Here is a 21,007-nt window from a genome sequence, read left to right as displayed (position 1 = left end):
TAATACATTTTCGGGAGATCACGAAATGAGCACTAAGGGCCAACTATTACAAGACCCGTTTTTGAACGCGTTGAGAAAAGAACATATTCCAGTTTCTATCTATTTGGTTAATGGTATTAAATTGCAAGGTCAAGTTGAGTCGTTTGATCAATATGTGGTTTTATTGAAAAACACAACAACACAAATGGTGTATAAACACGCCATATCTACTGTAGTTCCTGCACGATCAGTATCAATGCCTAATGAGACTGCCCTTGAGGATTAATTTCTAATGTCGGACAAGGGTCCGTTGATTGGTCGTGGTCGCAAAGCTTCTAACAATAATTCTGTCCAAGAGAGTGGTGATCTAGAACGTGATGATACCTTTCTTGGAAATCTTGATGTTGCACTTCTGGTTCACATTAACATAGACAGTGAACGCAATAAGAATAATCCACAGGAACTTGTTTTGTTATCAGAAACGGCGGGTTTGCGAGTAGCTGAATCGATTTCAGGTAAACGATTTAAACCTGATTCCTCCACCTTTATTGGTAGTGGAAAAGTTGAAGAAATCCGCTCAAAACTGCGTCAACACGAAGCTGGTGTAGTGGTCTTTGATCACGAATTAACTCCTATACAGGAAAGAAATTTATCTCGTACTCTACAAGCACGAATCATTGATCGTACTGGTTTAATTTTGGATATTTTTGCTCAACGTGCACGTAGTCACGAGGGGCAGCTTCAGGTGGAGCTCGCACAATTAGAAAGACTTGCTACTAGGCTGGTACGTGGATGGACTCACTTAGAAAGGCAAAAGGGTGGGATAGGTTTAAGAGGTCCTGGAGAAACTCAGTTAGAGACCGATAGACGTTTATTAGCTAAGCGCGTTAAATTGCTTAAAGATCGATTGGAAAAGGTTAGAAAAAGTCATCGAGTACAACGTAATTCACGCAGTCGAGCGGGAATACTAAGAGTATCTTTAGTAGGTTATACGAATGCTGGGAAATCAACTTTATTTAATAAACTAACCCATGCCAAATCTTATGTTGCAGATCAGTTATTTGCCACATTAGACACAACGACCAGACGTGTTTATGTTGAAGGTTTAGGGCAAATGGTGTTATCTGATACAGTAGGATTTATACAGAATCTACCTCATACTTTGGTAGCAGCGTTCAAGGCTACATTAGATGAAACGATTGAGTCGGATTTATTGCTTCATGTGGTTGATTGTGCCGATCCGGAGCGCGATGTACATCAGCAGTCAGTTAATGCTGTTTTAAAGGAAATCGGTGCAGACCATATTCCTCAATTGGTTGTGTTAAATAAGATAGATCAGCTAGACAATTGGCAGGCGGGTCTTATTCGTGGTCCCTATGGTACAATTGACGAAGTACATATTAGTGCTATACATGGCCAAGGGTTGGAGTTTATCCGACAAGCCTTTGTCGAACGTATCAATGCTTTAAAGCAAAATGATGAAATTTCTATAAACAATGATAATGAGTTAATACTCGACTATGGCGATCAAAATACCAAGTTGGATCATACACCTTAAAGATGGCCCACCAGATTTAGACGAAATCTGGCGTAATTTTTTAAAACGATTTAAACAATCTAACAATACTTCATCTGGTAACGATAACAACTCAAATCAACCGATTGGTTTACCTAGTGGGAAAAATTTTGTTTTACTCATTATTGGTTCCATTGTGTTTTTTTGGCTAATTTCTGGTTTTTATATTGTTGATGCAGGTCATGTTGGAGTAATACTACGCTTTGGGAAGTTTCAGGAAGTCACTAACCCAGGACCCCATTGGCATTTCCCTTATCCTGTAGAAGCGCAAGCAGCAGGTAGCCCCGTGAATGTTGCCCAAGTCCGCACGGTAGAGCTAGGTTACCGTAATAATCTTAAATCTAAAGTATTACATGAATCATTAATGCTAACAGATGATGAAAATATTATTGATAACCAATATGCCATTCAATACACCATCAAAGATCCAGTAGCCTTCTTATTCAATAATAAAGATCCTAATGCCACTGTGATGCAGGTGGCTGAGACTGCAATTAGAGAAGTAGTAGGCCGTCATAAAATGGATTTTGTGCTCTACGAAGGCCGTTCACAAATTGCTGATGAAGCTCAACATTTAATGCAACAAATTTTAGATAGATATAAAACTGGCATCTTGATTGGTAAGGTGAATATGCAAAATGCTCAACCTCCAGAACAAGTACAAGCTGCCTTTGATGATGCAGTTAAGGCGGGGCAGGATAGAGAAAGACAAAACAATGAAGGTCAAGCCTATGCAAATGATATCGTCCCGCGTGCTAAAGGAACTGCTTCAGCATTAATTGAAGAAGCGAAAGCCTATGAACAACGAGTCGTTGCTCGTGCACAAGGAGATGCAAGTCGCTTTAAACAAATATTGGTTGAGTACGATAAGGCGCCACAAGTAACTCGTGAAAGACTTTATCAAGATATGATGCAACAGGTTCTAAGCAACACTACTAAAATCATCACTGATAATAAGAGTGGGTCCAACCTTCTTTATTTGCCTCTTGATAAATTGATTAACCAACAAAAAGAGTCTAAAAGTGAAGGGATAGATTATGGAAAAAATAATCAATCACAATATCCCTCTGGTGTGACTGGTGTTGAAGAAAAATCTATCTCAAACAATCCAACTGTCAGTCAATCTACAAACCCATCACAAAACGTAGATGTTGATCGTTCTCGAGATGCTTTTAAGAATAGAGAGCGTGAGGAAAGATAATGAAGAATGCTGGTATTTACATTATTACGCTTATATTGGTTTTAGTCGTGGCCTCCATGGCTGTATTTACTGTTTCACAAACTGAAGATGCCTTGGTATTTGAACTAGGTAAAATTGTTTCAGTAAAAACAGAGCCAGGTCTGTATTTTAAAACTCCTTTTATTGAAAATGTTCGTTTATTTGATACACGAATTCAAACGCTTGATAATAATGAACCTCAACGTTTCATTACTTCAGAAAAAAAACCACTGTTAGTTGATTATTTTGTTAAATGGCAAATTGCTGATGTTAAACAGTATTATGTTAGTGTTGGAGGTGATGTAAAAAGAGCCGAAATACGCTTAGCACAAACCGTTAACGATGAGTTAAGAGCAGAATTTGCAAAACGATCGGTTCATGAAGCGGTTTCAGGGGAGCGCGAGAGTATTATGGCTAATATGCGTTTGCGTGCAGACCAAGACGCCAAAGAGATTGGTGTGAAGGTATTAGATGTACGAATACGTCGTGTTGAGTTAACCCCAGAAGTCAGTGATTCAGTATATCGTCGTATGCAAGCTGAACGTAAACGGGTTGCTAATGAACTGAGATCAACGGGTGCTGGTGAAGCTGAAAAAATTAGAGCAGACGCAGACAGAGAAAGAGAAGTGATCCTCGCTGATGCTTTCCGCCAAGCGCAAGAAATAAAAGGTAAGGGTGATGCTAAAGCAGCATCTATTTACGCAGAAGCGTATAAACGTAATCCTGAGTTTTATGCTTTTTATCGTAGTTTACAAACCTACCAAGAGAGCTTGAAAACAAAATCAGATGTATTAGTATTAGACCCTAGTTCGCCTTTTTTTAAATATTTAAAAAATCCTCCAGGAACAGTAGGGGCAAAATAAATTGAGGAGTATTGTTATTGCCGCGCTAGGTATGGTACTGATATTTGAGGGGGTCATGCCTGTTATTGCGCCACGCCAATGGCGTAATACCCTGTTAAAATTAACTCAATTAAGTGATGGGCAAGTACGCTGGATCGGAGTACTTGCCATGGTTTTAGGAATAATAATTATACAAGTGAATCGATGACTTACCGTTGGCTATTACCTGAATACTGTGAGGATATACTCCCTGAAGATGCGTGGGCTTTGGAAAATGCTCGACGCAAATTACTTAATTTATTCAAAGACAGAGGCTTTAATTTAGTTATTCCTCCTTTGATTGAGTATGTTGAGTCGCTACTGACTGGAACGGGACATGATATGGATCTACAAACGTTTAAGTTAGTTGATCAATTAAGTGGCCGTTTAATTGGCGTGCGGCCAGATATTACTCCGCAAGTTGCACGTATCGATGCGCATAGCATGAATAGGGCTGATATAAATAGATTGTGCTATGCAGGACCAGTATTGCACACCAAACCTGATGTACTTAGTCAATCACGAGAACCCTATCAGGTAGGAGCGGAGATTTTTGGCTTAAGTGAAGTAACTGGTGATATTGAAATTCAAACTTTAATGTTGGATGCGCTTAGTGAACTTGAGTTTAATGATGTCATTTTAGATGTGGGGCATGTGGGGATTTTTAGGGGATTAATGGAAGCCCTACAAATTGACAGTAAAACTGAGAATGACTGGTTTAAGCTGTTGCAGCATAAAGATATACCTTCACTTCAATCTGTCACACAGGGTGTTACAGCTGAGTTTCGTCAAGCTTTATTAAGTTTACCTAAACTCAATGGTGGTGGTGAAATTCTTGATTTAGCAATCAAGTCTCTACCTGCTACGCCTAAAATAATGGTGGCATTAGAACAGTTGATTGCAGTAAGAGAGCGTTTTAATAATAGAGTAAAATTATCTTTTGATTTATGTGAGTTACGCGGCTATCACTACCATAATGGCTTAGTCTTTCAGGTATACAGTGCAGACTATAAAGGAGCACTAGCTAGAGGTGGTCGTTATGATGAGGTAGGCAGTGCCTTTGGACGCTCTCGTCCAGCAACAGGGTTTAGTCTTGACTTAAGACAATTGATTACGTTCAAACGATAGTTATTGGGAGAATGCCTTTATGGCAAAAAATGTTGTAGTGATTGGTACCCAATGGGGTGATGAAGGAAAAGGTAAGTTAGTCGATTGGTTAACTGACCGTGCAAATGGCGTGGTACGTTTTCAAGGTGGACATAACGCAGGTCATACCTTGGTGATTGGTGGTAAAAAAACTGTATTAAGTTTAATCCCCGCTGGTATTTTAAGAGAGCATGTTCAGTGTTACATTGGTAACGGCGTGGTATTAGCCCCTGAAGCGCTACTTCGCGAAATTGACATGCTCGAAGCCTCTCAAGTTAATGTCTCACAACGCCTCATCATCAGTGAAGCCTGTCCATTGATTATGCCTTACCACATAGCAATTGATAAAGCCCGAGAAAATAAAAAAGGTAACAATAAGATAGGCACCACTGGCAGGGGTATTGGTCCTGCTTATGAAGATAAGGTTGCAAGACGTGCAATTCGTCTTCAGGATTTAGCTCATCCTCAACGTTTTAAAAATAAATTAGAAGAGAGTCTTGATTACCATAATTTTGTTTTAACACAGTATTTTAATACTTCACCGATTAATTTGGATGAAACCTTTGATCAGGTAATGGCTTTATCTGGTCGGATTTTACCAATGATTGGTGATGTATCAAGATTATTAAACGAAGCATCAAAACAGGGACAAAAATTATTATTTGAAGGTGCACAAGGAACATTACTTGATATTGATCATGGTACTTATCCTTTTGTAACTTCAAGTAACTGTGTGGCAGGTGCAGCAGCTCCCGGAAGTGGGGTGGGCCCTCAACAATTGGAGTATGTTTTAGGTATTACAAAAGCTTATACAACACGAGTAGGCTCAGGACCTTTCCCGACGGAGTTAGATGACGAGGTAGGTAAACAATTGGCTACCCGCGGTCATGAGTTTGGAGCTGTCACAGGTCGTCCTAGACGGACGGGATGGTTTGATGCAGCAGCACTTAAACGGTCTATACAAATCAACGGTGTAACTGGGTTGTGTGTGACTAAACTCGATGTTATGGATGGGATTGAAACAGTAAAGATTGCGGTAGGGTATACAACACCTGATGGCGCTACAGATATACTACCGTTTGGGGCTGAGGCAATTGAACAATGCCAACCTATTTATGAAGAGATGCCTGGTTGGACTGAGAGTACTGTTGGTATCGAAAATTATGATCAACTACCGATTAATGCTAGACGTTATCTTGAAAGGATGGCTGAATTATGTGAAGTACCTATCGATGTGGTTTCAACTGGCCCAGATCGTAGAGAAACCATAGTATTACGTCATCCGTTTGAATAATTATTCAATAAATCTGGAACTCAATTAAATAAAATTTGCCATAGTACTTCTTAACGTAAAACCAAGGAACAACTATGGCAAATGACATTTTTTATACATTAGTTAACAATAACCAACAGTACGCTCAAGGAAAGGTGCTGCATAACGCATCCTATCCTGGTCCGCAGCCTATAAAACCTGCCAAAAGAACAGCTGTCATTGCTTGCATGGATGCAAGAATGGATGTTGAGGATATTCTTGGACTTCAAACAGGGGATGCTCATATTATTAGAAATGCTGGCGGAATAGTTACTGATGATGTCATTCGTTGCTTGGTTATTTCCCATCATTTACTTGATACCCAAGATGTAATGGTAATTCATCATACTCGTTGTGGTATGTTGTCTTTTACCGATGAACTGTTAAGAATGGGTTTAGAAGGCGATACAAAAGCCGTAGAGATACTAAAGTCTGCTACGGGTAGAGATTTTACTCCATGCGGTTGTGCAAGTCATTCACCCAGTGGCTTTCATGCATTTCGTGGTGAGCTAGAACCACTTGATGCGCCTGTTACTGAGAAACAAATTGAGCGTTTAGAAATGGACGTCAGAAAGAGTATGTCCATGATTCTAAACCATCCTTGGTTGCCAACCGAAGGTAAAGATAAGATTAATGTTCGTGGATTTATTTATGATGTAGATACAGGAAAACTTCAAGAGGTAAGCTATCCTGGAACGATGGGTAGTTTCTAATAAAATGGGTGACAATTTTTGTCACCCATCTGTATGTTTTTACTATTTACCAAACTCAAATACTTTGTTTCTTCCAGAATTTTTAGCGTTATAAAGAGCCTGATCAGATAAATTCATAAAGTTATCAAGGCTACTTCTCACAATTGTTTCGCCATAAACCCCTACACTTGTCGTGATATTTATAACTTGCTTGCTATCTTTAGTTATAAAATCATTTGACTCAATCTCTTTACGAAATCTATCTGCAACTGAAACTGCAACGTGTGGAGGGGTATCTGTCATTAATACGGCGAACTCTTCACCACCAAGTCGCACAATAAAATCGGATTTTCTCATTGTATTATTTAGTATTTTTGAAAAACCCGTAAGAATAAAATCACCAACAATATGTCCATATTGATCATTCACATTCTTGAAATAATCAATATCTATATAGAGTAGTGATAAAGGCCTTTCTTTTCTATTTTGATGAGCGTGAATTTTTTCAGCAATATCAAAGAAAGACTGTCTATTTAATAATCCGGTGAGTTGATCTGTATTGGCTTTAGTAATTAATTCTTTGTCAATAAATTCTTTAGAAAGTAATAAAAATCCAAAATACATTATAAAATTTACAAGAAAGACTAATAAAACCAAATTAGTGTTTGAATAATCAGAAAATTTTAAATCTGGATGGCGATATCCTTGAACTATTTTTGTTATATTAAAAATGACATAGTAACCTCCAAAAAATGTCATAAACTTTTGTAGTAAAGAAATAGATTTCCAATTTTTTGATACATCAAGAAAAATAACAATAGACATTATCAGATAATAAGAAGAAAAAATTCCTATACGATAACCAGGTTTAATTTGAGTGGATACAATTATTATCCAAAAAACTAATAATATAGTTACTATTCGAAAGTTTGATATGCTGATCTTTGGTTTGTTTAAACAAAGCTTAAATGCATTTGTCGCAGAGAAGATTGCAATACAAAAAATAGTGTAGGTTAATACATAAACAGACTCAATTAATATATTGTGCTGAACAACTAAGGGATTAGTTAATATAAAGTATTCCAGTAAAAGACCAATACCGGCAAGCATTCTTGAATGCGCAATATTTCTAATTGCTAAAACAGAAACTTTACTTTCGTATACATAAATATAAACAAGTATTGAAAATATAATATCTATAACACCAAAGATAAGAAATGTGTCTCTAATTTGCATATATAAGACTTATTGGTATTTCTATTCAAGAATAGTAATTTATTATTACCCTGTTCAGTATACATTTTTTTTCAAATAAAATCACTAGTGTCCGGTTAAATTCCATCTAAAATCAATTGGTTATTTAATTGATGCTGGCCTGAAGTGTCGCTCGTGTTCGTAAGTGCTTGTTGTAAAGTGATTTTCTCGAAAAGGGTGAGCGATAAAACCTGTAGCAAAGTGTAGAGCGAAGCGTTCAGATTGAGGCGTTTTTTGATGATGGCAACGAGGACATAAACCGATACGGCGATCCAAATTTGAGTTTTGACCGCATTCTCTGATGTACCGAAAAAACATTTTATCCGAAGATGCTGCTTGATCCATTTGAAAAATAATTCCACCTGCCATCGGCTCTTATACAATGCGCAAATGGTCGCTGCGGGCAACGTCATCTGATTGGTGAGGAAAACCAGCGTCCTGCCGGACTCGGCATCCTTGAAGCGGATGCGGCGCAAATGCACGGGGTAGTCCTGTTTAGTATAAAAACCGTCCAGCGCAATCGCCTGGTCGCAAATAATACCGGTCGAGCGTTCCGTTTTCACTGAATAAACACGGTGCGCCTTCATGTTGGATTTGGCTCGTGTGACGAAGAATGCACCAGCCAGATGTAACGAATGAAGCCTGCTGAAATCGACGTAGCCACGATCCATGACATAGATTGCACCGGGCTCCGGCTGCAACAGGTCGAGTGCATGCACATCGGCCATCTTGCCATTGGAAATGTGGATGAAACTCGGAATGTTACCTTTCAGGTCGAGCAGCGTATGCATTTTGACGGCGGCTTTGGTGGTGCGAAAATGCGCCCACGGAAATACTGACAAGCACAGGTCGATCGTAGTTGAATCGAGCGCATAAACGGTATTCGACAAGTCCAACCCAAGGTCGTCCTTGATGTAAAGATTGCGCGCCTGAACAATCAGGCGCTGCCCGAAATCTGCGTAAATTCGCCAGTCGCGAGACTCATTGGCATCGGCCAGTGTCGAACGTTTCATTGTTCCGCGAAAGCCCATGTGGTAAAGTTTTCCGACTTGAGCGCCAAGGCAGACTTCGATGTCCCGCAGACTTTCGCGGTAAGTCAGTTGAGCAAACGCCATGATGCGATACTGCTCGGCGCAAGTCATGGTGCGAACACCACAGTCGCCGTCGTACTTCTCGACATATCGATTGAAGGTTGTCCAAGGCAGAAAATCCATTATTTGGGCAAAAAGTGTTTTTCCAGCGTTCATGGCGGCCTCTGGGGAAAATTTCGGAATTTTGTCCGAATTTTCAAATCGACACCACCATTCACCGCTCGAAATCCCACGCCAGCCATGGGTTACAGCGTTTCGCATCATTAATTAACCGGACACTACTGAAATAAAATATTAAAATTACATTTTTAAATTGTTTTGAATGCCAATACTAATATTCTAGTTAGAGATTTAAGGAGGCAATAAGTTATAAAGTTGTTGGTTTTGACCTGCACCCAATTTTTAGTTTTATGTTAAATCTAGTAAAGTTCATTTATGTAAAGGAGAATGGACTTGAAGAAGCGATTTACAGAGGAACAGATTATTGGGTTTTTGAAGGAAGCAGAAGCTGGTATTCCTGTAAAAGAGCTATGCCGTCGACATGGTTTTAGCGATTGTTCTTTTTATACTTGGCGTGCCAAGTTTGGAGGAATGACAATACCGGATGCTAAAAAGCTGCGGGATTTAGAGTCTGAGAACAGTAAATTAAAGAAACTGTTGGCTGAGGCTATACTGGACGCTGAAGCTTTAAAAGTGGCTCTTGGACGAAAGTACTAAGCCCACAAGACAAACGCGAGGCTGTAAAGCTTATGTGCCAGACTACGGCTATTTCTGAGCGACGTGCCTGTTATCTTGTGGGTATATCAAGAACTGTTCTTCATTACCAGCCTGTAAGTGGGATAAAGAATCAGGAACTACAGCAACGTATTGTTGATCTTGCCCATGAGAGACGTCGATTTGGTTATAGACGTATTCATGCTTTATTAAGACGAGAAGGAGTAGAAGCCAACCATAAAAAGGTATTCCGTCTTTATCAGGAAGCGGGGTTGGCTGTTAAACGTAGACGTAAGAGACATGGCGTGATGGTACAAAAGCAGAGCTTATCCTTACCCAGTAGCCCTAATGAGGTATGGTCCATGGATTTTGTATCAGATGCCCTAGCCAGCGGAAGAAGGGTTAAAGCATTGACCATTGTGGATGATTTTACTAAAGAGTCTATTGATATTGCTCTTGAACACGGTATATCGGGACAACAGGTGACCCGTATACTGGATCAAGCTATTTACTTTAGAGGTGCTCCTAAAGCCATTCGAACGGATCAAGGGCCGGAATTCACAGGTAAAGCACTAGATCAATGGGCTTATAGGCATGGGGTAGAGTTACGTTTAATACAACCTGGGAAACCTACCCAAAATGCCTATATAGAAAGTTTTAACGGTAAATTCAGGGATGAATGCTTGAATGAGCATTGGTTCATGAGTTTAAAAGAAGCGAGAGTACTTATTAATGCTTGGCGAAAAGATTACAACGAGCATAGACCACATAGTGCTCTGAACTATCAAACGCCAGCAGAGTTTGCGGCAGCATTTAGGTCAAAGCAAACAGGGTCAGTATTACAGGAAAAGAAGGATGTTTAACAGAATTTTACTAGATCGATACTGAGACTATAAATGGGGGCAGGTCAGGTAGATGCTCTTTGTTATTAGCAATTTTGTGAAATCTTTCTCGATTTTTCCAAAATCGTTGAGTTTAGCGTACCTTACAAGGTTAACTTAACTACTTTACGCTACTATATACAATTATTAAATGTTTTATATAGGGTCACCAATACGCTAATTGGCAGCGTTTTCGTCAATAAACGTACCCAAGCCGTCTGTTTACCCTTGGTCGCTCGTTTTCCAGAGGGAGTAGGCAAGGTGGAAATACGCGTCAAAGGTCACGAGCGTATCATCTTACCCATTGGGCACACCTGGGAGGGTTTCTTTTTGGACGGTCCGCGGGTGGTGAGTGATGATTTTCTCTCTGCACGTGCCTCACAGCACCAACCAGAGCGAGAAGTACCTTAATTAATATTACGCTATCTGCTCGACGCTAATCTTATCGTTTAGGTGCTAAAGAGGCGCCCGTTCGAGACACTGAAAATCCAATATTTATTCGGTCACAAGGCCATTTCATCGATTACCCTGCCAGAGCTTTACACGGCATTGAAAAGATGCAACGCGTAAGCGAATGATTAAGATAACTATTTTCCTTCTTTAAGTTGATTTTTTTAGCGATAAGTATAGCTATCAACCCATGCGAACGGGGATTGATTTTTAACGGAAAATACATTATTATGCAAAGTTCACTATTTATATGTCTCAGAATAATTGAATATTCTGAGATTTAATGATTTTTAAGGAGTTACACATGGCTAATACCGCTCAAGCGGAAAAACGTGCCCGCCAAGCTGAAGCAACACGTGCTCATAACATGTCATTGCGTTCTACTTTGCGTACTGCTGTAAAAAAAGTACGTAAAGCAGTTGAAGCAGGTGACAAATCAGCTGCTCAGGCAGTATTTAAAGATACCGTTGGTACTATTGATCGTATTGCTGATAAAAAAATTATTCATAAAAATACCGCTGCACGTACCAAGAGCCGTCTTTCTGCTGCAGTGAAAGCAATGGCTGCTTAACTGACGCAAGCTAAGTAACAATAGAAATACTATACGTGACGGCGGCGATAGAAATATCGTCGCCGATTTCATTTGTACTAAATCAATTTGAGGTCAATTGTAATGAGTCATTTGATGAATACCTATGCAAGGCAACCCATTGCTTTTACCAAAGGCAAAGGGGCATGGTTATGGGATGAAAATGATCGTCCCTACTTGGATGCACTCTCAGGAATTGCTGTAAATGGTGTGGGACATGCTCACCCCAAACTCGTTAAGGCGATTAGCGAGCAAGCACAACAATTGATCCATACATCAAATATCTATCACGTACTCAAGCAAGAAGAACTGGCCGATAAATTATGTGCCGTTGCACACATGGATAACGCTTTTTTCTGTAGCTCAGGTGCTGAGGCCAATGAAGCTGCCATCAAACTTGCCAGACTCTATGGCCATCAAAAAGGAATAGAACAACCAACCATTATTGTTATGGAAAAAGCCTGGCATGGCCGTACCATTGCTACTCTATCAGCAACGGGTAGCCGCAAAGCGCAAGCTGGTTTCGAACCATTGGTAGCTGGTTTTGTAAGAGTACCTTTTAATGATTTAGATGCCATTCGAGCTGTGGCACAGAACAATCGTAATATTGTGGCAGTGCTTCTTGAGCCCATCCAGGGTGAGGGTGGTATTAGAGTGGCCGAAACGTCTTATATGCAAGCCTTGCGTCAATTATGTACAGAAAATGATTGGTTATTTATGATTGATGAAGTGCAAACAGGAATCGGCAGAACTGGTCATTGGTTTGCCTTTGAAGAGATGGGGGTTAAACCTGATGTTCTAGCTCTTGCTAAAGGCTTGGGATCAGGGTTGCCAATTGGCGCTTGTCTTGCCTCTGGTAAAGCGGCCGATGTATTTAAACCAGGTAACCATGGTACCACCTTTGGTGGCGGTCCTTTAGTCTGCGCCGGAGCGATTGCAACACTTGAGATTATGGCAGAGGAGCGTTTGGCAGATAACGCCGCTACTCTTGGACATTACATGAAAGAGCGTTTGATCAACGAATTGATGCACACCAAAGGCGTGATTGAAGTCAGAGGTAAAGGATTAATGTTGGGTATTGAGTTAGATCGCCCCTGTGGCGAATTGGTGGCTCAAGCTATTAATCAGGGTTTATTAATTAATGTTACTTCAGACAAGGTTGTGCGCTTACTACCACCTTTAATTATCAATAAAGAAGAAGCAGCACAGATTGTTGATGGGGTGGTTTCTTTAATTAAAGCATTTTTAAACGGGTAATCGTGTGAAGCACTTTTTACAGCTGAAGGATTTCACCAAGGAAGAGTTTGATTATCTTTTCCAACGCGCTAAAGTCATTAAGGCCATGTTTAAAGCCTATGCTATATATCATCCGCTCAAAGACCGTATGCTAGCTATGGTGTTTGAGAAACAAAGTACTCGTACACGCGTTTCCTTTGAAGCGGGCATTCATCAGCTCGGTGGCTCTTCTATTAATTTGACCACCGGAGAGACACAATTAGGCCGTGGAGAACCCATCGAGGATGTGGCACGAGTCATTTCTCGAATGGTGGACTTGGTCATGATTCGTACTTTTGACCAGTCTATTATTGAACGCTTCGCCGCCTACTCACGGGTGCCTGTGATTAACGGGTTAACCAATCAGTATCACCCTTGTCAAATCATGGCCGATATTTTTACGTTTATTGAGCATCGTGGTTCAATGCGCGGTAAAACAGTAGCTTGGATTGGTGATGGTAACAATATGGCTAATACGTGGTTGCAGGCAGCCCATATATTTGATTTCCAGTTACATGTTTCAACACCTCAGGGTTATGGTATTGATGTGGCCGCTTTTCCTGAGGAAGAGTTAGCCCATCTGCAGGTATTTGAGGATCCCATGCAGGCAGCTCATAATGCTGATCTTGTCACCACTGACGTATGGACCAGTATGGGTTTTGAAAAGGAGACTGAAGAGCGTAAAAGTGTATTTGCTCCTTTCCAGGTTGATGCAGACATGATGAAACAGGCGAAAGAGGATGCCTTATTTATGCATTGCCTACCTGCTCATCGTGGTGAGGAAGTCTCTGAGGATGTGTTAGAAGGTAATCAAAGTGTGGTCTGGGATGAGGCGGAGAACCGTTTACATGTTCAGAAAGCATTAATGGAATATTTATTATTAGGTCGTTTACCCAATTAAAGGTTTAACCAGTATGAGTGACATTAAAAAAGTAGTTTTGGCGTATTCAGGTGGTTTAGATACCTCTGTTATTTTGAAATGGTTACAGGATACCTATCAATGTGAGGTCATTACTTTTACCGCTGATATTGGTCAGGGAGAAGAGCTAGAACCAGCGCGCGCTAAGGCACAACAATTTGGTATCAAACATATTTACATAGACGATCTACGTGAAGAGTTTGCACGTGATTTTGTTTTCCCGATGTTTCGTGCCAATGCGATTTATGAAGGCGAGTATTTATTGGGTACCAGTATTGCCCGTCCTTTAATTGCTAAACGACAAATTGAAATAGCCCGTGAAACAGGTGCTGATGCCGTCTCACATGGCGCCACAGGAAAGGGTAATGATCAGGTTCGTTTTGAATTAGGCTACTATGCCTTGCAACCTGGGATTAAAGTCATCGCTCCATGGCGCGAATGGGATTTGACTTCGCGTGAGAAATTACTTGCTTATGCAGAAAAGAATGGTATTCCAGTGGAAATGAAGCATAAAACAGGTGGCAGCCCTTACAGTATGGATGCCAATTTATTACACATTTCCTATGAAGGGAAAATTTTAGAAAACCCTGCCCAAGAGCCTGAAGAGGATATGTGGCGTTGGACTCTCTCCCCTGAAAAAGCACCAGATCAAGCGCAATACATTGATTTAACCTTTGCACGTGGTGATGTGGTTGCCATTGACGGCAAAGCCATGACGCCTGCGCAAGTATTAACCGAACTTAATCGTTTGGGTGGTATGCATGGTATTGGTCGCCTTGATTTAGTTGAAAACCGTTATGTGGGAATGAAATCACGTGGTTGTTATGAAACCCCTGGCGGGACTATTTTACTAAGAGCACACCGTGCTATTGAATCAATCACCCTAGATCGTGAAGTGGCTCATTTGAAAGATGACTTAATGCCACGTTATGCGTCTCTCATTTACACAGGTTACTGGTGGAGTCCTGAGAGAGTGGCGTTGCAAAAATTGATTGATGACACTCAAGTTCATGTCAATGGTTGGGTACGTCTCAAATTATATAAAGGTAATGTGATGGTGGTAGGACGTGATTCTCAAACGGACTCCCTCTTTGATCCCACTATTTCTACCTTTGAAGATGATGGTGGCGCTTATCAACAATCGGATGCAGCAGGGTTTATTCGTTTGAATGCATTGAGAATGAGAATTGCTGCACGCTTGAGAAAATAACAGGAGAGTTAACTATGCCTTCTTTTGATATTGTCTCTGAAGTAGATAAACAAGAAATTAAAAACGCTGTTGAACAAACCAACAAAGAAGTGGGTAACCGTTTTGATTTTAAGGGCTCTGACGCCAGAGTGGAGCAAACTGATTATCAACTCACTGTATTTGCAGATGATGAATTTAAATTAGGGCAAGTAAAAGAAATACTCAATATGCGTTTAGTGAAGCGCGGTATTGATATCCGCAGTCTTGATACGAAAAATGTAGAAACGATTAGTGGTAGCAAAGTAAAACAGCAAATCACTGTTAAAGTAGGCATTGAAACAGAACTGGCAAAAAAAATCATTAAATTACTAAAAGACAGTAAGATGAAAGCGCAAGGTTCAATTCAAGGTGATGTGGTGCGCGTATCAGGGGCAAAAAGAGATACCTTGCAAGAAGCCATTCAGCTGATTAAGTCAGCAGAATTAGGGTTACCCTTACAATTTAATAACTTTAGGGACTAGTCAGTAGTAGTGCCCGTTCGTAGAGAAAGTTTTTTTTCTCACCAGTGATGGTTACAGCGAGCTTCACAGCGTCACTTAATGATAGTTTTTCTGTTAAGGCGGTCAGCAGTTTATCGTGACGGGTAATATCTAGAGTCGCTGCGTCTATTGCTAATCCCTCGATAATCACCACATATTCTCCCTTTAGACGATGAGGGCTGTGATCAAGCCAATCCCGAGCGTCTTTCAAAGTAGTACGATGCACTTCTTCAAATAGCTTGGTTAACTCGCGTCCTAATACCACTTGTCGCCTCTCACCAAACACTTCACATAATGTTTTTATGGTTGCTTTGATACGATGAGGTGCTTCATAAAAAACGGTTGCATAAGGAGCAACTTTAAGATTATCTAATAAAGCTGTTTTTTCTTGATTTTTACTGGGTAAAAAACCGACAAATAAAAATTGTCCTTCTTTCAATCCACTAACACTCATTAATGAGATAGCTGCATTAGCTCCAGGAATAGGGCATACGGGAATGCCATGTTGATGAGCAAGATTCACTAATACTTGTCCAGGGTCACTAATACCAGGTGTTCCCGCGTCAGAGATCACAGCAATTGATTCACCATGAAGTAGTTTTTCGATGAGCTGTACACTTTGTGATTGCTCGTTATGCTCATGCAGTGAGCACAGAGGTGTCGTGATACCAAAATAGTTCAATAAAGGCTGTGAATGACGGGTATCCTCAGCGGCAATGAGTGCTACTTCTTTTAAGGTGGATACCATTCTGGCGCTGGCATCACTGAGGTTACCAATTGGAGTGGCCACCATAAATAAGGTACCGGTAGTACGACCCATAAAAAAATCCTAGGAAAATGATGACAGAGACTGCAGACAAGTATAATCTTTTCATATTTGTTATCAATATAAAACTGATATGGACTTAATTAAACGCGTAACACAACATTTTAACGACAGCGCCAACCTCAAGCTTACTTTAGCGAATGAACTTGCCGCTCCCATTGCTATGGCTGCTGAAAAAATGTTTCAGTGTCTGCTCAACGAAGGCAAAATATTAGCCTGTGGTAATGGTGGTTCGGCAGCAGATGCCCAACATTTTGCCGCCGAATTATTGAATCGCTTTGAGATGGAGCGCCCCCCTTTGGCCGCTATCGCGCTCACCACTGACTCATCCACACTGACGTCAATTGCCAACGATTACCATTACAATGAAGTATTTTCAAAGCAAGTGAGAGGGCTTGGCCATAGTAGAGATGTATTATTAGCCATTTCCACTTCAGGTAACTCTGCCAATGTAATTGAAGCCATTAAGGCTGCTCATGAACGTGAAATGTCAGTGGTTGCACTCACCGGCAAGGGTGGAGGTCAGATGGCTGAGCTCCTTGATGGAAACGATGTACATATTTGTGTTAATTCAAAAGTGACAGCACGTATACAGGAAGTTCATTTGTTGGTATTACATTGTTTGTGTGACGCCATTGATTGTATTTTATTAGGAGTCGAGGAATGAAGAAGTTATCCATCACGAGAAAACTGACTACCACTTTTTTAATGCTGGTTTCTGTCCCCTTATTACAGGCTTGTTTTCCGATTGTGGCGACAGGTATTGTGGGTACTGGGTTTGTTGTGGCGGATCGTCGTACCTCAGCAACGCAATTAGAAGATCAAGAGATTGAGTTGAGAGCGAATAATGCTATTGATCAAAAATATATGGATAAGGTACATGTTGTCCCAGTGAGTTACAACAGACATTTGTTGTTGGTGGGTGAAGTACCTGATAGTCAAACTTTGAGTGATGTGGTTGCAATAGCTAAGCAAACGACGAATGTTCAAAGTGTCATTAATCAATTGACTGTTGGCCCTAATTTGTCATTGTCTAGTCGAGCTGAAGACACGTACATTACCAGTAAAGTGAAAGCACGTTTTTATGGCGATGCGAATGGTACCTTCTCTCCCGTCCATGTGGAGACAACCACAGAAAACCATGTGGTCTATTTGATGGGTATGCTGACACGTAATGAGGCTGATTCAGCAACGCAAATTGCCAGTACCACATCGGGTGTGTCAAAAGTGGTGAGAGTGTTTGAATATATCGCCCACGTACCTGATAGTGAAAAACTTCAAGATCAGTCAGGCACAAAAGCCAACACATCAAGTAAACCAGAGGATGTTCAAGCACCAGCCCCCTCACAGGATGTGTTGCCTAACGCCACCAGCCCCGTACCGCAATAAGGTTGTATGGCGATGCTAAGTTTCGAGAAAAAAATCGTCTCCCCTGGGGATTGCATTGAACGCGTACGATCACTTCCCAGACCCTTGGTGTTCACTAATGGTGTATTTGATATTTTGCATCGCGGACATATCACTTATTTAGCCCAAGCGCGCTCCTTAGGTAGCGCGCTCGTGGTGGCTCTTAATAGTGATCAATCTGTAAAACGACTGGGAAAAGGAGCGGATCGTCCTATTAATACACTCACTGATCGATTGGCTGTCATCGCGTCTCTAGAAGCCGTGAGTCTCGTAACCTGGTTTGAAGAAGATACCCCCATCAAGCGTATTGAGGACATTGTGCCCGATATTTTAGTCAAGGGTGGTGACTGGAGTGTCGAGAATATTGTTGGGGCAGATATTGTTAAATCCCATGGTGGCTCGGTATACTCCATACCCTTCGAGCATGACCGCTCTACCACTCAACTGATTACCAAAATTCGTCGTTTATAACGTTAATGACTGCCACACATATCGATGTGAAAGCCTAATCCTTCAAGCGTTAAATTATCTATAACGTGATGGGGGAGTGAGAGATGAGAGGACAGTAAAGAGCGGTTACCACCACTGATAACAAGTGTTACTGTTGATAATCCCACTAATTCTCTAAATTCGTTATAACGTTCCTTAATCGCTCCGATTGTAGCCTCTATGGCGCCACGCGTTAGCGCATCGGCACTGTTTCTAGGCCAAGCCACATTGTGTCCCTGAGAGGCGTTAATATTCGCTGTACCAAGATTGAGTGCTTGTTCCATCATAGTGATGCCAGGAATAATCACTCCTCCTAGAAACTGGTTGTGACTGTCTAAAGCGTCAATGGTGGTGGCAGTGCCTGAGTTCACTACCAATATTGGCCCTGTCATAAACTGACGTGCAGCAAATAGGGATAACCAACGGTCCACGCCTAATTGTTTGGGATGATGATAGAGATTAACCAGTGGTGGCAGCGCACTCTCTCCTGTTAATACTTGAATGGGAACAGAAAGTTGTTGGCTTATATTGGTGAGTAAAAGAGTGAGGCTATGGTGAGAGACATTAGCCAAATGCACTGCTTGAGGAGAATGAGTTTGGATAAGTGCATGGAGTAAATCATGACTATTCTCAGTTAATAAATCACCTTGCTTTAGCCATGTGTTCTTTTCTCTTAAGCCCCATTTGATACGAGTATTACCGATATCTAAAGCAAGTTTCACTGGGCTCTCCTTAAGCTAATTTCACCAGAATGAAAACACTCATCACCTGTGCCATTATTAATGACGATGGATCCATCAGATAACACCCCGGTATGTAGTCCATTGGCAATCATGCCGTCAGGTTTCATTAAATAAACCTGCTCATTAAAATGATCACAATGATGAAGCCATTTATCTATAAAAGGAGTAAAACCCACTTGCTCAAATTGCACGAAATAATCATTAAGACGATTTAATATTAATGCCAGTAATTGTTCTCGTGAGGGAGCATGTCCTGATTCATCACTGCAGTCTGCAAAGGATTTGGTAAGGGATGAAGATAAACCGGTTTGAGTACTTATATTTATCCCAATACCAATGACAAGATGACATGAGGACTGATTAAAGTGCCCGGTTTCAACAAGAATACCAGCGAGTTTTTGTTGTCGTCTTACAATATCATTGGGCCATTTAATGCGAACCTGTGAAACAGATAATAATTGCAACGCTTCTGTCACTGCTAAAGCAACCATAAGAGGTAGGGCAGTGGTATTGTTGATACTTAGATTAAAACGATAATTTACAGAAAAAGTCAGCGAATGCTGTGGATCAGAGAGCCAGCTTCTACCTTGCCTACCGCGACCATGTGTTTGATGTAGTGCCACCACACAAGTGGGTTGTGTGAGTGTGTTGTCTTTAATCTGCGCTAACAAGTAATCGTTACTTGAAGACAGTTCATTCATTACCTGAAGTGTAAAAGTATTGGTTTTAAGTGAGTGATGAAACTCATCATGAGCCCATGATATGGAAGTGTTAGTCATGTTCAGCAATGCCATAGTGTAATTGGCTAGTAAATACTTCCTGTTGGTAGGCCATATTACTTAAAATTTTATCTAATAATAATGCCACTTGACGAGATAAATGACTGTCCTTTCGGTAATCAGCAGGAGCAATAAAGTCAACGCGATTGGCTTTAAGTAACTTAATACAGGTGGCTTGATCATGTACATCGTCTTCAGGATAGACTGCTATGGTGTGACCGCCATTTTTTTTAGTGAGCGCCATGCTAGGGACATCAGTCATCCCATCACCTATATAAATGATATTTTGAAAAGGGATAGGTCGTTGCCATTCTGGCATATGTTCATTAATCGATTCGTCTAATTCCTCTTTTCCTTTATTCACGCGAAACAAATACTGTGTTTTAGTGGTATCCGTAATGAGTTGTTTAGGAAAGGTTGCGATACCTTGGAAATTAAAATGATATTCAGAGGCATAAATTTGCTTAAAGAATTTACGAATAGAAATACCCTCAAGAATTTCTTTCATGCCAGCTGAAATAATGTAATGCTGTATATTCACCGTCCCCTGACTTTTACGTTTCACATAATTGTTGATTTTAGGAAACCAGTCTTTGACCCCAGGAAAGTACTCAATATCTTTTCCCATTTTTTTAAAATCATCACGACTGATAAATACTCGTCTATTGTGTGCTTCTTCCAATAGGATACGCATATATACCAGCATTTTTTCACCACCCGTTTCTTTGGCATCATGCTCTACCAGACGCCAAAACTCCTCAGGTTTAATACCCAGTTTAGGAAGTACAGTGTATTCTTGCATGGGTTGTGGGCAGAGTGTGCCATCAAAGTCGTAGACCATGGCAATAGTGTTGTGAGTAAACGTGGGAATAGGTGGCATAGCGATTCCTTAATCGTTGAACGATCTATTTTAATAGAACCTGATTCATACTTGTAAAAGTATAAATTAAACTTACCTCATTTTTGTGTATTTAAATGTTAGTGATTTACTTCTTTTAAGGTGTACAAAATATGAATTGATACATATTTTGCTTGTTTCTACCTTGAGAGAATCAAC

At 40.6% G+C, this 21,007-nt stretch carries 24 protein-coding genes; 18 read left to right on the top strand and 6 right to left on the bottom strand.

The genetic code is table 11. The annotated features are described in order from the left end of the window. Positions 1-25: 25 nt before the first annotated feature. The 8 genes from hfq to FV185_RS07185 all read left to right on the top strand — a co-directional run bounded on the left by hfq (position 26) and on the right by FV185_RS07185 (position 6,826). Positions 26-265 (top strand): RNA chaperone Hfq, encoded by a 240-nt coding sequence (gene hfq / locus FV185_RS07215; RefSeq protein WP_067495680.1) that lies wholly within the window; start codon positions 26-28, stop codon positions 263-265. A 6-nt stretch (positions 266-271) separates the two neighbouring features. Then, the gene (gene hflX, locus FV185_RS07210; protein ID WP_082787074.1) at positions 272-1,537 is read left to right on the top strand and encodes a GTPase HflX; all 1,266 of its coding nucleotides are present in this window, start codon (positions 272-274) and stop codon (positions 1,535-1,537) included. Then, positions 1,500-2,756: an FtsH protease activity modulator HflK gene (hflK, locus tag FV185_RS07205; RefSeq protein WP_067495677.1), complete on the top strand. Its 1,257-nt coding sequence runs from the start codon at positions 1,500-1,502 to the stop codon at positions 2,754-2,756. Before hflX ends, hflK begins: the two co-directional genes overlap by 38 nt. Beyond that, the gene (gene hflC / locus FV185_RS07200; RefSeq protein WP_067495674.1) at positions 2,756-3,637 is read left to right on the top strand and encodes a protease modulator HflC; all 882 of its coding nucleotides are present in this window, start codon (positions 2,756-2,758) and stop codon (positions 3,635-3,637) included. Before hflK ends, hflC begins: the two co-directional genes overlap by 1 nt. Position 3,638: 1 nt before the next feature. After that, complete coding sequence (locus tag FV185_RS09440) at positions 3,639-3,824, top strand: DUF2065 domain-containing protein (RefSeq protein ID WP_156474203.1); 186 nt, start codon at positions 3,639-3,641, stop codon at positions 3,822-3,824. Then, positions 3,821-4,783, top strand: coding sequence for an ATP phosphoribosyltransferase regulatory subunit (locus FV185_RS07195; RefSeq protein ID WP_067495671.1), 963 nt, complete (start codon positions 3,821-3,823; stop codon positions 4,781-4,783). The genes FV185_RS09440 and FV185_RS07195 overlap by 4 nt, the downstream gene beginning before the upstream one ends. 19 nt (positions 4,784-4,802) lie before the next feature. Beyond that, the gene (locus tag FV185_RS07190; protein ID WP_067495668.1) at positions 4,803-6,095 is read left to right on the top strand and encodes an adenylosuccinate synthase; all 1,293 of its coding nucleotides are present in this window, start codon (positions 4,803-4,805) and stop codon (positions 6,093-6,095) included. Positions 6,096-6,169: 74 nt separating this feature from the next. Then, complete coding sequence (locus tag FV185_RS07185) at positions 6,170-6,826, top strand: beta-class carbonic anhydrase (protein ID WP_067495665.1); 657 nt, start codon at positions 6,170-6,172, stop codon at positions 6,824-6,826. Between the two features lie 42 nt (positions 6,827-6,868). Here FV185_RS07185 and FV185_RS07180 read toward each other — a convergent pair whose 3' ends face one another. Together FV185_RS07180 and FV185_RS07175 are read right to left on the bottom strand one after the other, a co-directional pair. Beyond that, positions 6,869-8,041, bottom strand: a complete 1,173-nt coding sequence (locus FV185_RS07180; RefSeq protein ID WP_067495662.1) for a GGDEF domain-containing protein — start codon at positions 8,039-8,041, stop codon at positions 6,869-6,871. 95 nt (positions 8,042-8,136) lie between these two features. Next, on the bottom strand, positions 8,137-9,306 hold the full coding sequence (locus tag FV185_RS07175) for an IS4-like element ISCARN93 family transposase (RefSeq protein ID WP_067495976.1): 1,170 nt from the start codon (positions 9,304-9,306) through the stop codon (positions 8,137-8,139). Between the two features lie 297 nt (positions 9,307-9,603). Here FV185_RS07175 and FV185_RS09565 point away from each other — a divergent pair. From FV185_RS09565 to FV185_RS07135, 7 genes are all read left to right on the top strand, one after another. After that, positions 9,604-10,727 (top strand): IS3 family transposase gene (locus FV185_RS09565; protein ID WP_156474208.1). Its coding sequence is split into 2 segments (ribosomal slippage): positions 9,604-9,861 and positions 9,864-10,727, totalling 1,122 coding nucleotides; the frame shifts between segments, so codons are not numbered across the junction. An 81-nt stretch (positions 10,728-10,808) separates the two neighbouring features. Beyond that, complete coding sequence (vapB, locus tag FV185_RS09700) at positions 10,809-11,156, top strand: type II toxin-antitoxin system VapB family antitoxin (protein ID WP_331709091.1); 348 nt, start codon at positions 10,809-10,811, stop codon at positions 11,154-11,156. 343 nt (positions 11,157-11,499) lie between these two features. Then, on the top strand, positions 11,500-11,766 hold the full coding sequence (gene rpsT, locus FV185_RS07155; RefSeq protein ID WP_067495653.1) for a 30S ribosomal protein S20: 267 nt from the start codon (positions 11,500-11,502) through the stop codon (positions 11,764-11,766). Between the two features lie 102 nt (positions 11,767-11,868). Then, positions 11,869-13,041, top strand: a complete 1,173-nt coding sequence (locus FV185_RS07150; protein ID WP_067495650.1) for an aspartate aminotransferase family protein — start codon at positions 11,869-11,871, stop codon at positions 13,039-13,041. A 4-nt stretch (positions 13,042-13,045) separates the two neighbouring features. Further along, complete coding sequence (argF, locus tag FV185_RS07145; RefSeq protein ID WP_067495647.1) at positions 13,046-13,960, top strand: ornithine carbamoyltransferase; 915 nt, start codon at positions 13,046-13,048, stop codon at positions 13,958-13,960. 13 nt (positions 13,961-13,973) lie between these two features. Further along, a complete protein-coding gene (locus FV185_RS07140) occupies positions 13,974-15,188 on the top strand; it encodes an argininosuccinate synthase (RefSeq protein WP_067495644.1) in 1,215 nt (404 codons plus the stop codon). 14 nt (positions 15,189-15,202) lie between these two features. Next, a complete protein-coding gene (locus FV185_RS07135; RefSeq protein WP_067495641.1) occupies positions 15,203-15,688 on the top strand; it encodes a YajQ family cyclic di-GMP-binding protein in 486 nt (161 codons plus the stop codon). Here FV185_RS07135 and rsmI read toward each other — a convergent pair. Then, positions 15,678-16,526, bottom strand: coding sequence for a 16S rRNA (cytidine(1402)-2'-O)-methyltransferase (rsmI, locus tag FV185_RS07130; RefSeq protein WP_067495638.1), 849 nt, complete (start codon positions 16,524-16,526; stop codon positions 15,678-15,680). The two genes, FV185_RS07135 and rsmI, sit on opposite strands and share 11 nt — an antisense overlap. 79 nt (positions 16,527-16,605) lie before the next feature. On the opposite strand from rsmI, the gene FV185_RS07125 reads away from it, so the two are divergent. From FV185_RS07125 to rfaE2, 3 genes are read left to right on the top strand one after another with little or no spacing between them, the layout of a single operon-like run. After that, positions 16,606-17,199 (top strand): phosphoheptose isomerase, encoded by a 594-nt coding sequence (locus FV185_RS07125; RefSeq protein ID WP_067495633.1) that lies wholly within the window; start codon positions 16,606-16,608, stop codon positions 17,197-17,199. Then, positions 17,196-17,921, top strand: a complete 726-nt coding sequence (locus FV185_RS07120) for a BON domain-containing protein (protein WP_067495628.1) — start codon at positions 17,196-17,198, stop codon at positions 17,919-17,921. The genes FV185_RS07125 and FV185_RS07120 overlap by 4 nt, the downstream gene beginning before the upstream one ends. Positions 17,922-17,927: 6 nt before the next feature. Next, positions 17,928-18,410 carry a D-glycero-beta-D-manno-heptose 1-phosphate adenylyltransferase gene (gene rfaE2, locus FV185_RS07115; RefSeq protein ID WP_067495625.1) on the top strand — a complete coding sequence of 161 codons (483 nt, stop codon included), beginning with the start codon at positions 17,928-17,930 and terminating at the stop codon, positions 18,408-18,410. A gap of 2 nt (positions 18,411-18,412) precedes the next feature. On the opposite strand, the gene FV185_RS07110 is transcribed toward rfaE2, so the two are convergent. Genes FV185_RS07110 through FV185_RS07100 form a run of 3 tightly spaced genes read right to left on the bottom strand, consistent with a single transcriptional unit; the run spans position 18,413 to position 20,830 of the window. Continuing rightward, the gene (locus tag FV185_RS07110; protein ID WP_067495623.1) at positions 18,413-19,150 is read right to left on the bottom strand and encodes a type III pantothenate kinase; all 738 of its coding nucleotides are present in this window, start codon (positions 19,148-19,150) and stop codon (positions 18,413-18,415) included. Further along, entirely contained in the window at positions 19,147-19,950 is an 804-nt protein-coding gene (locus FV185_RS07105) for a biotin--[acetyl-CoA-carboxylase] ligase (RefSeq protein ID WP_067495619.1), read from the bottom strand. The genes FV185_RS07110 and FV185_RS07105 overlap by 4 nt, the downstream gene beginning before the upstream one ends. Continuing rightward, positions 19,943-20,830, bottom strand: coding sequence for an HAD family hydrolase (locus FV185_RS07100; RefSeq protein WP_067495616.1), 888 nt, complete (start codon positions 20,828-20,830; stop codon positions 19,943-19,945). Before FV185_RS07100 ends, FV185_RS07105 begins: the two co-directional genes overlap by 8 nt. Between the last annotated feature and the right edge of the window lie 177 nt (positions 20,831-21,007).

The organism is Ferrovum sp. PN-J185 (genome assembly GCF_001581925.1).
GTDB lineage: Bacteria > Pseudomonadota > Gammaproteobacteria > Burkholderiales > Ferrovaceae > PN-J185.
This window is presented reverse-complemented; position numbering and strand designations above follow the sequence as displayed.

Bases quoted from the DNA above. Each gene is read 5' to 3' on its own strand.
- hfq (WP_067495680.1), top strand. From the start codon at position 26: ATGAGCACTAAGGGCCAACTATTACAAGACCCGTTTTTGAACGCGTTG.
- hflX (WP_082787074.1), top strand. From the start codon at position 272: ATGTCGGACAAGGGTCCGTTGATTGGTCGTGGTCGCAAAGCTTCTAAC.
- hflK (WP_067495677.1), top strand. From the start codon at position 1,500: ATGGCGATCAAAATACCAAGTTGGATCATACACCTTAAAGATGGCCCA.
- hflC (WP_067495674.1), top strand. From the start codon at position 2,756: ATGAAGAATGCTGGTATTTACATTATTACGCTTATATTGGTTTTAGTC.
- FV185_RS07195 (WP_067495671.1), top strand. From the start codon at position 3,821: ATGACTTACCGTTGGCTATTACCTGAATACTGTGAGGATATACTCCCT.
- FV185_RS07190 (WP_067495668.1), top strand. From the start codon at position 4,803: ATGGCAAAAAATGTTGTAGTGATTGGTACCCAATGGGGTGATGAAGGA.
- FV185_RS07185 (WP_067495665.1), top strand. From the start codon at position 6,170: ATGGCAAATGACATTTTTTATACATTAGTTAACAATAACCAACAGTAC.
- FV185_RS07180 (WP_067495662.1), bottom strand. From the start codon at position 8,041: ATGCAAATTAGAGACACATTTCTTATCTTTGGTGTTATAGATATTATA.
- FV185_RS07175 (WP_067495976.1), bottom strand. From the start codon at position 9,306: ATGAACGCTGGAAAAACACTTTTTGCCCAAATAATGGATTTTCTGCCT.
- rpsT (WP_067495653.1), top strand. From the start codon at position 11,500: ATGGCTAATACCGCTCAAGCGGAAAAACGTGCCCGCCAAGCTGAAGCA.
- FV185_RS07150 (WP_067495650.1), top strand. From the start codon at position 11,869: ATGAGTCATTTGATGAATACCTATGCAAGGCAACCCATTGCTTTTACC.
- FV185_RS07140 (WP_067495644.1), top strand. From the start codon at position 13,974: ATGAGTGACATTAAAAAAGTAGTTTTGGCGTATTCAGGTGGTTTAGAT.
- FV185_RS07135 (WP_067495641.1), top strand. From the start codon at position 15,203: ATGCCTTCTTTTGATATTGTCTCTGAAGTAGATAAACAAGAAATTAAA.
- rsmI (WP_067495638.1), bottom strand. From the start codon at position 16,526: ATGGGTCGTACTACCGGTACCTTATTTATGGTGGCCACTCCAATTGGT.
- FV185_RS07125 (WP_067495633.1), top strand. From the start codon at position 16,606: ATGGACTTAATTAAACGCGTAACACAACATTTTAACGACAGCGCCAAC.
- FV185_RS07120 (WP_067495628.1), top strand. From the start codon at position 17,196: ATGAAGAAGTTATCCATCACGAGAAAACTGACTACCACTTTTTTAATG.
- rfaE2 (WP_067495625.1), top strand. From the start codon at position 17,928: ATGGCGATGCTAAGTTTCGAGAAAAAAATCGTCTCCCCTGGGGATTGC.
- FV185_RS07105 (WP_067495619.1), bottom strand. From the start codon at position 19,950: ATGACTAACACTTCCATATCATGGGCTCATGATGAGTTTCATCACTCA.
- FV185_RS07100 (WP_067495616.1), bottom strand. From the start codon at position 20,830: ATGCCACCTATTCCCACGTTTACTCACAACACTATTGCCATGGTCTAC.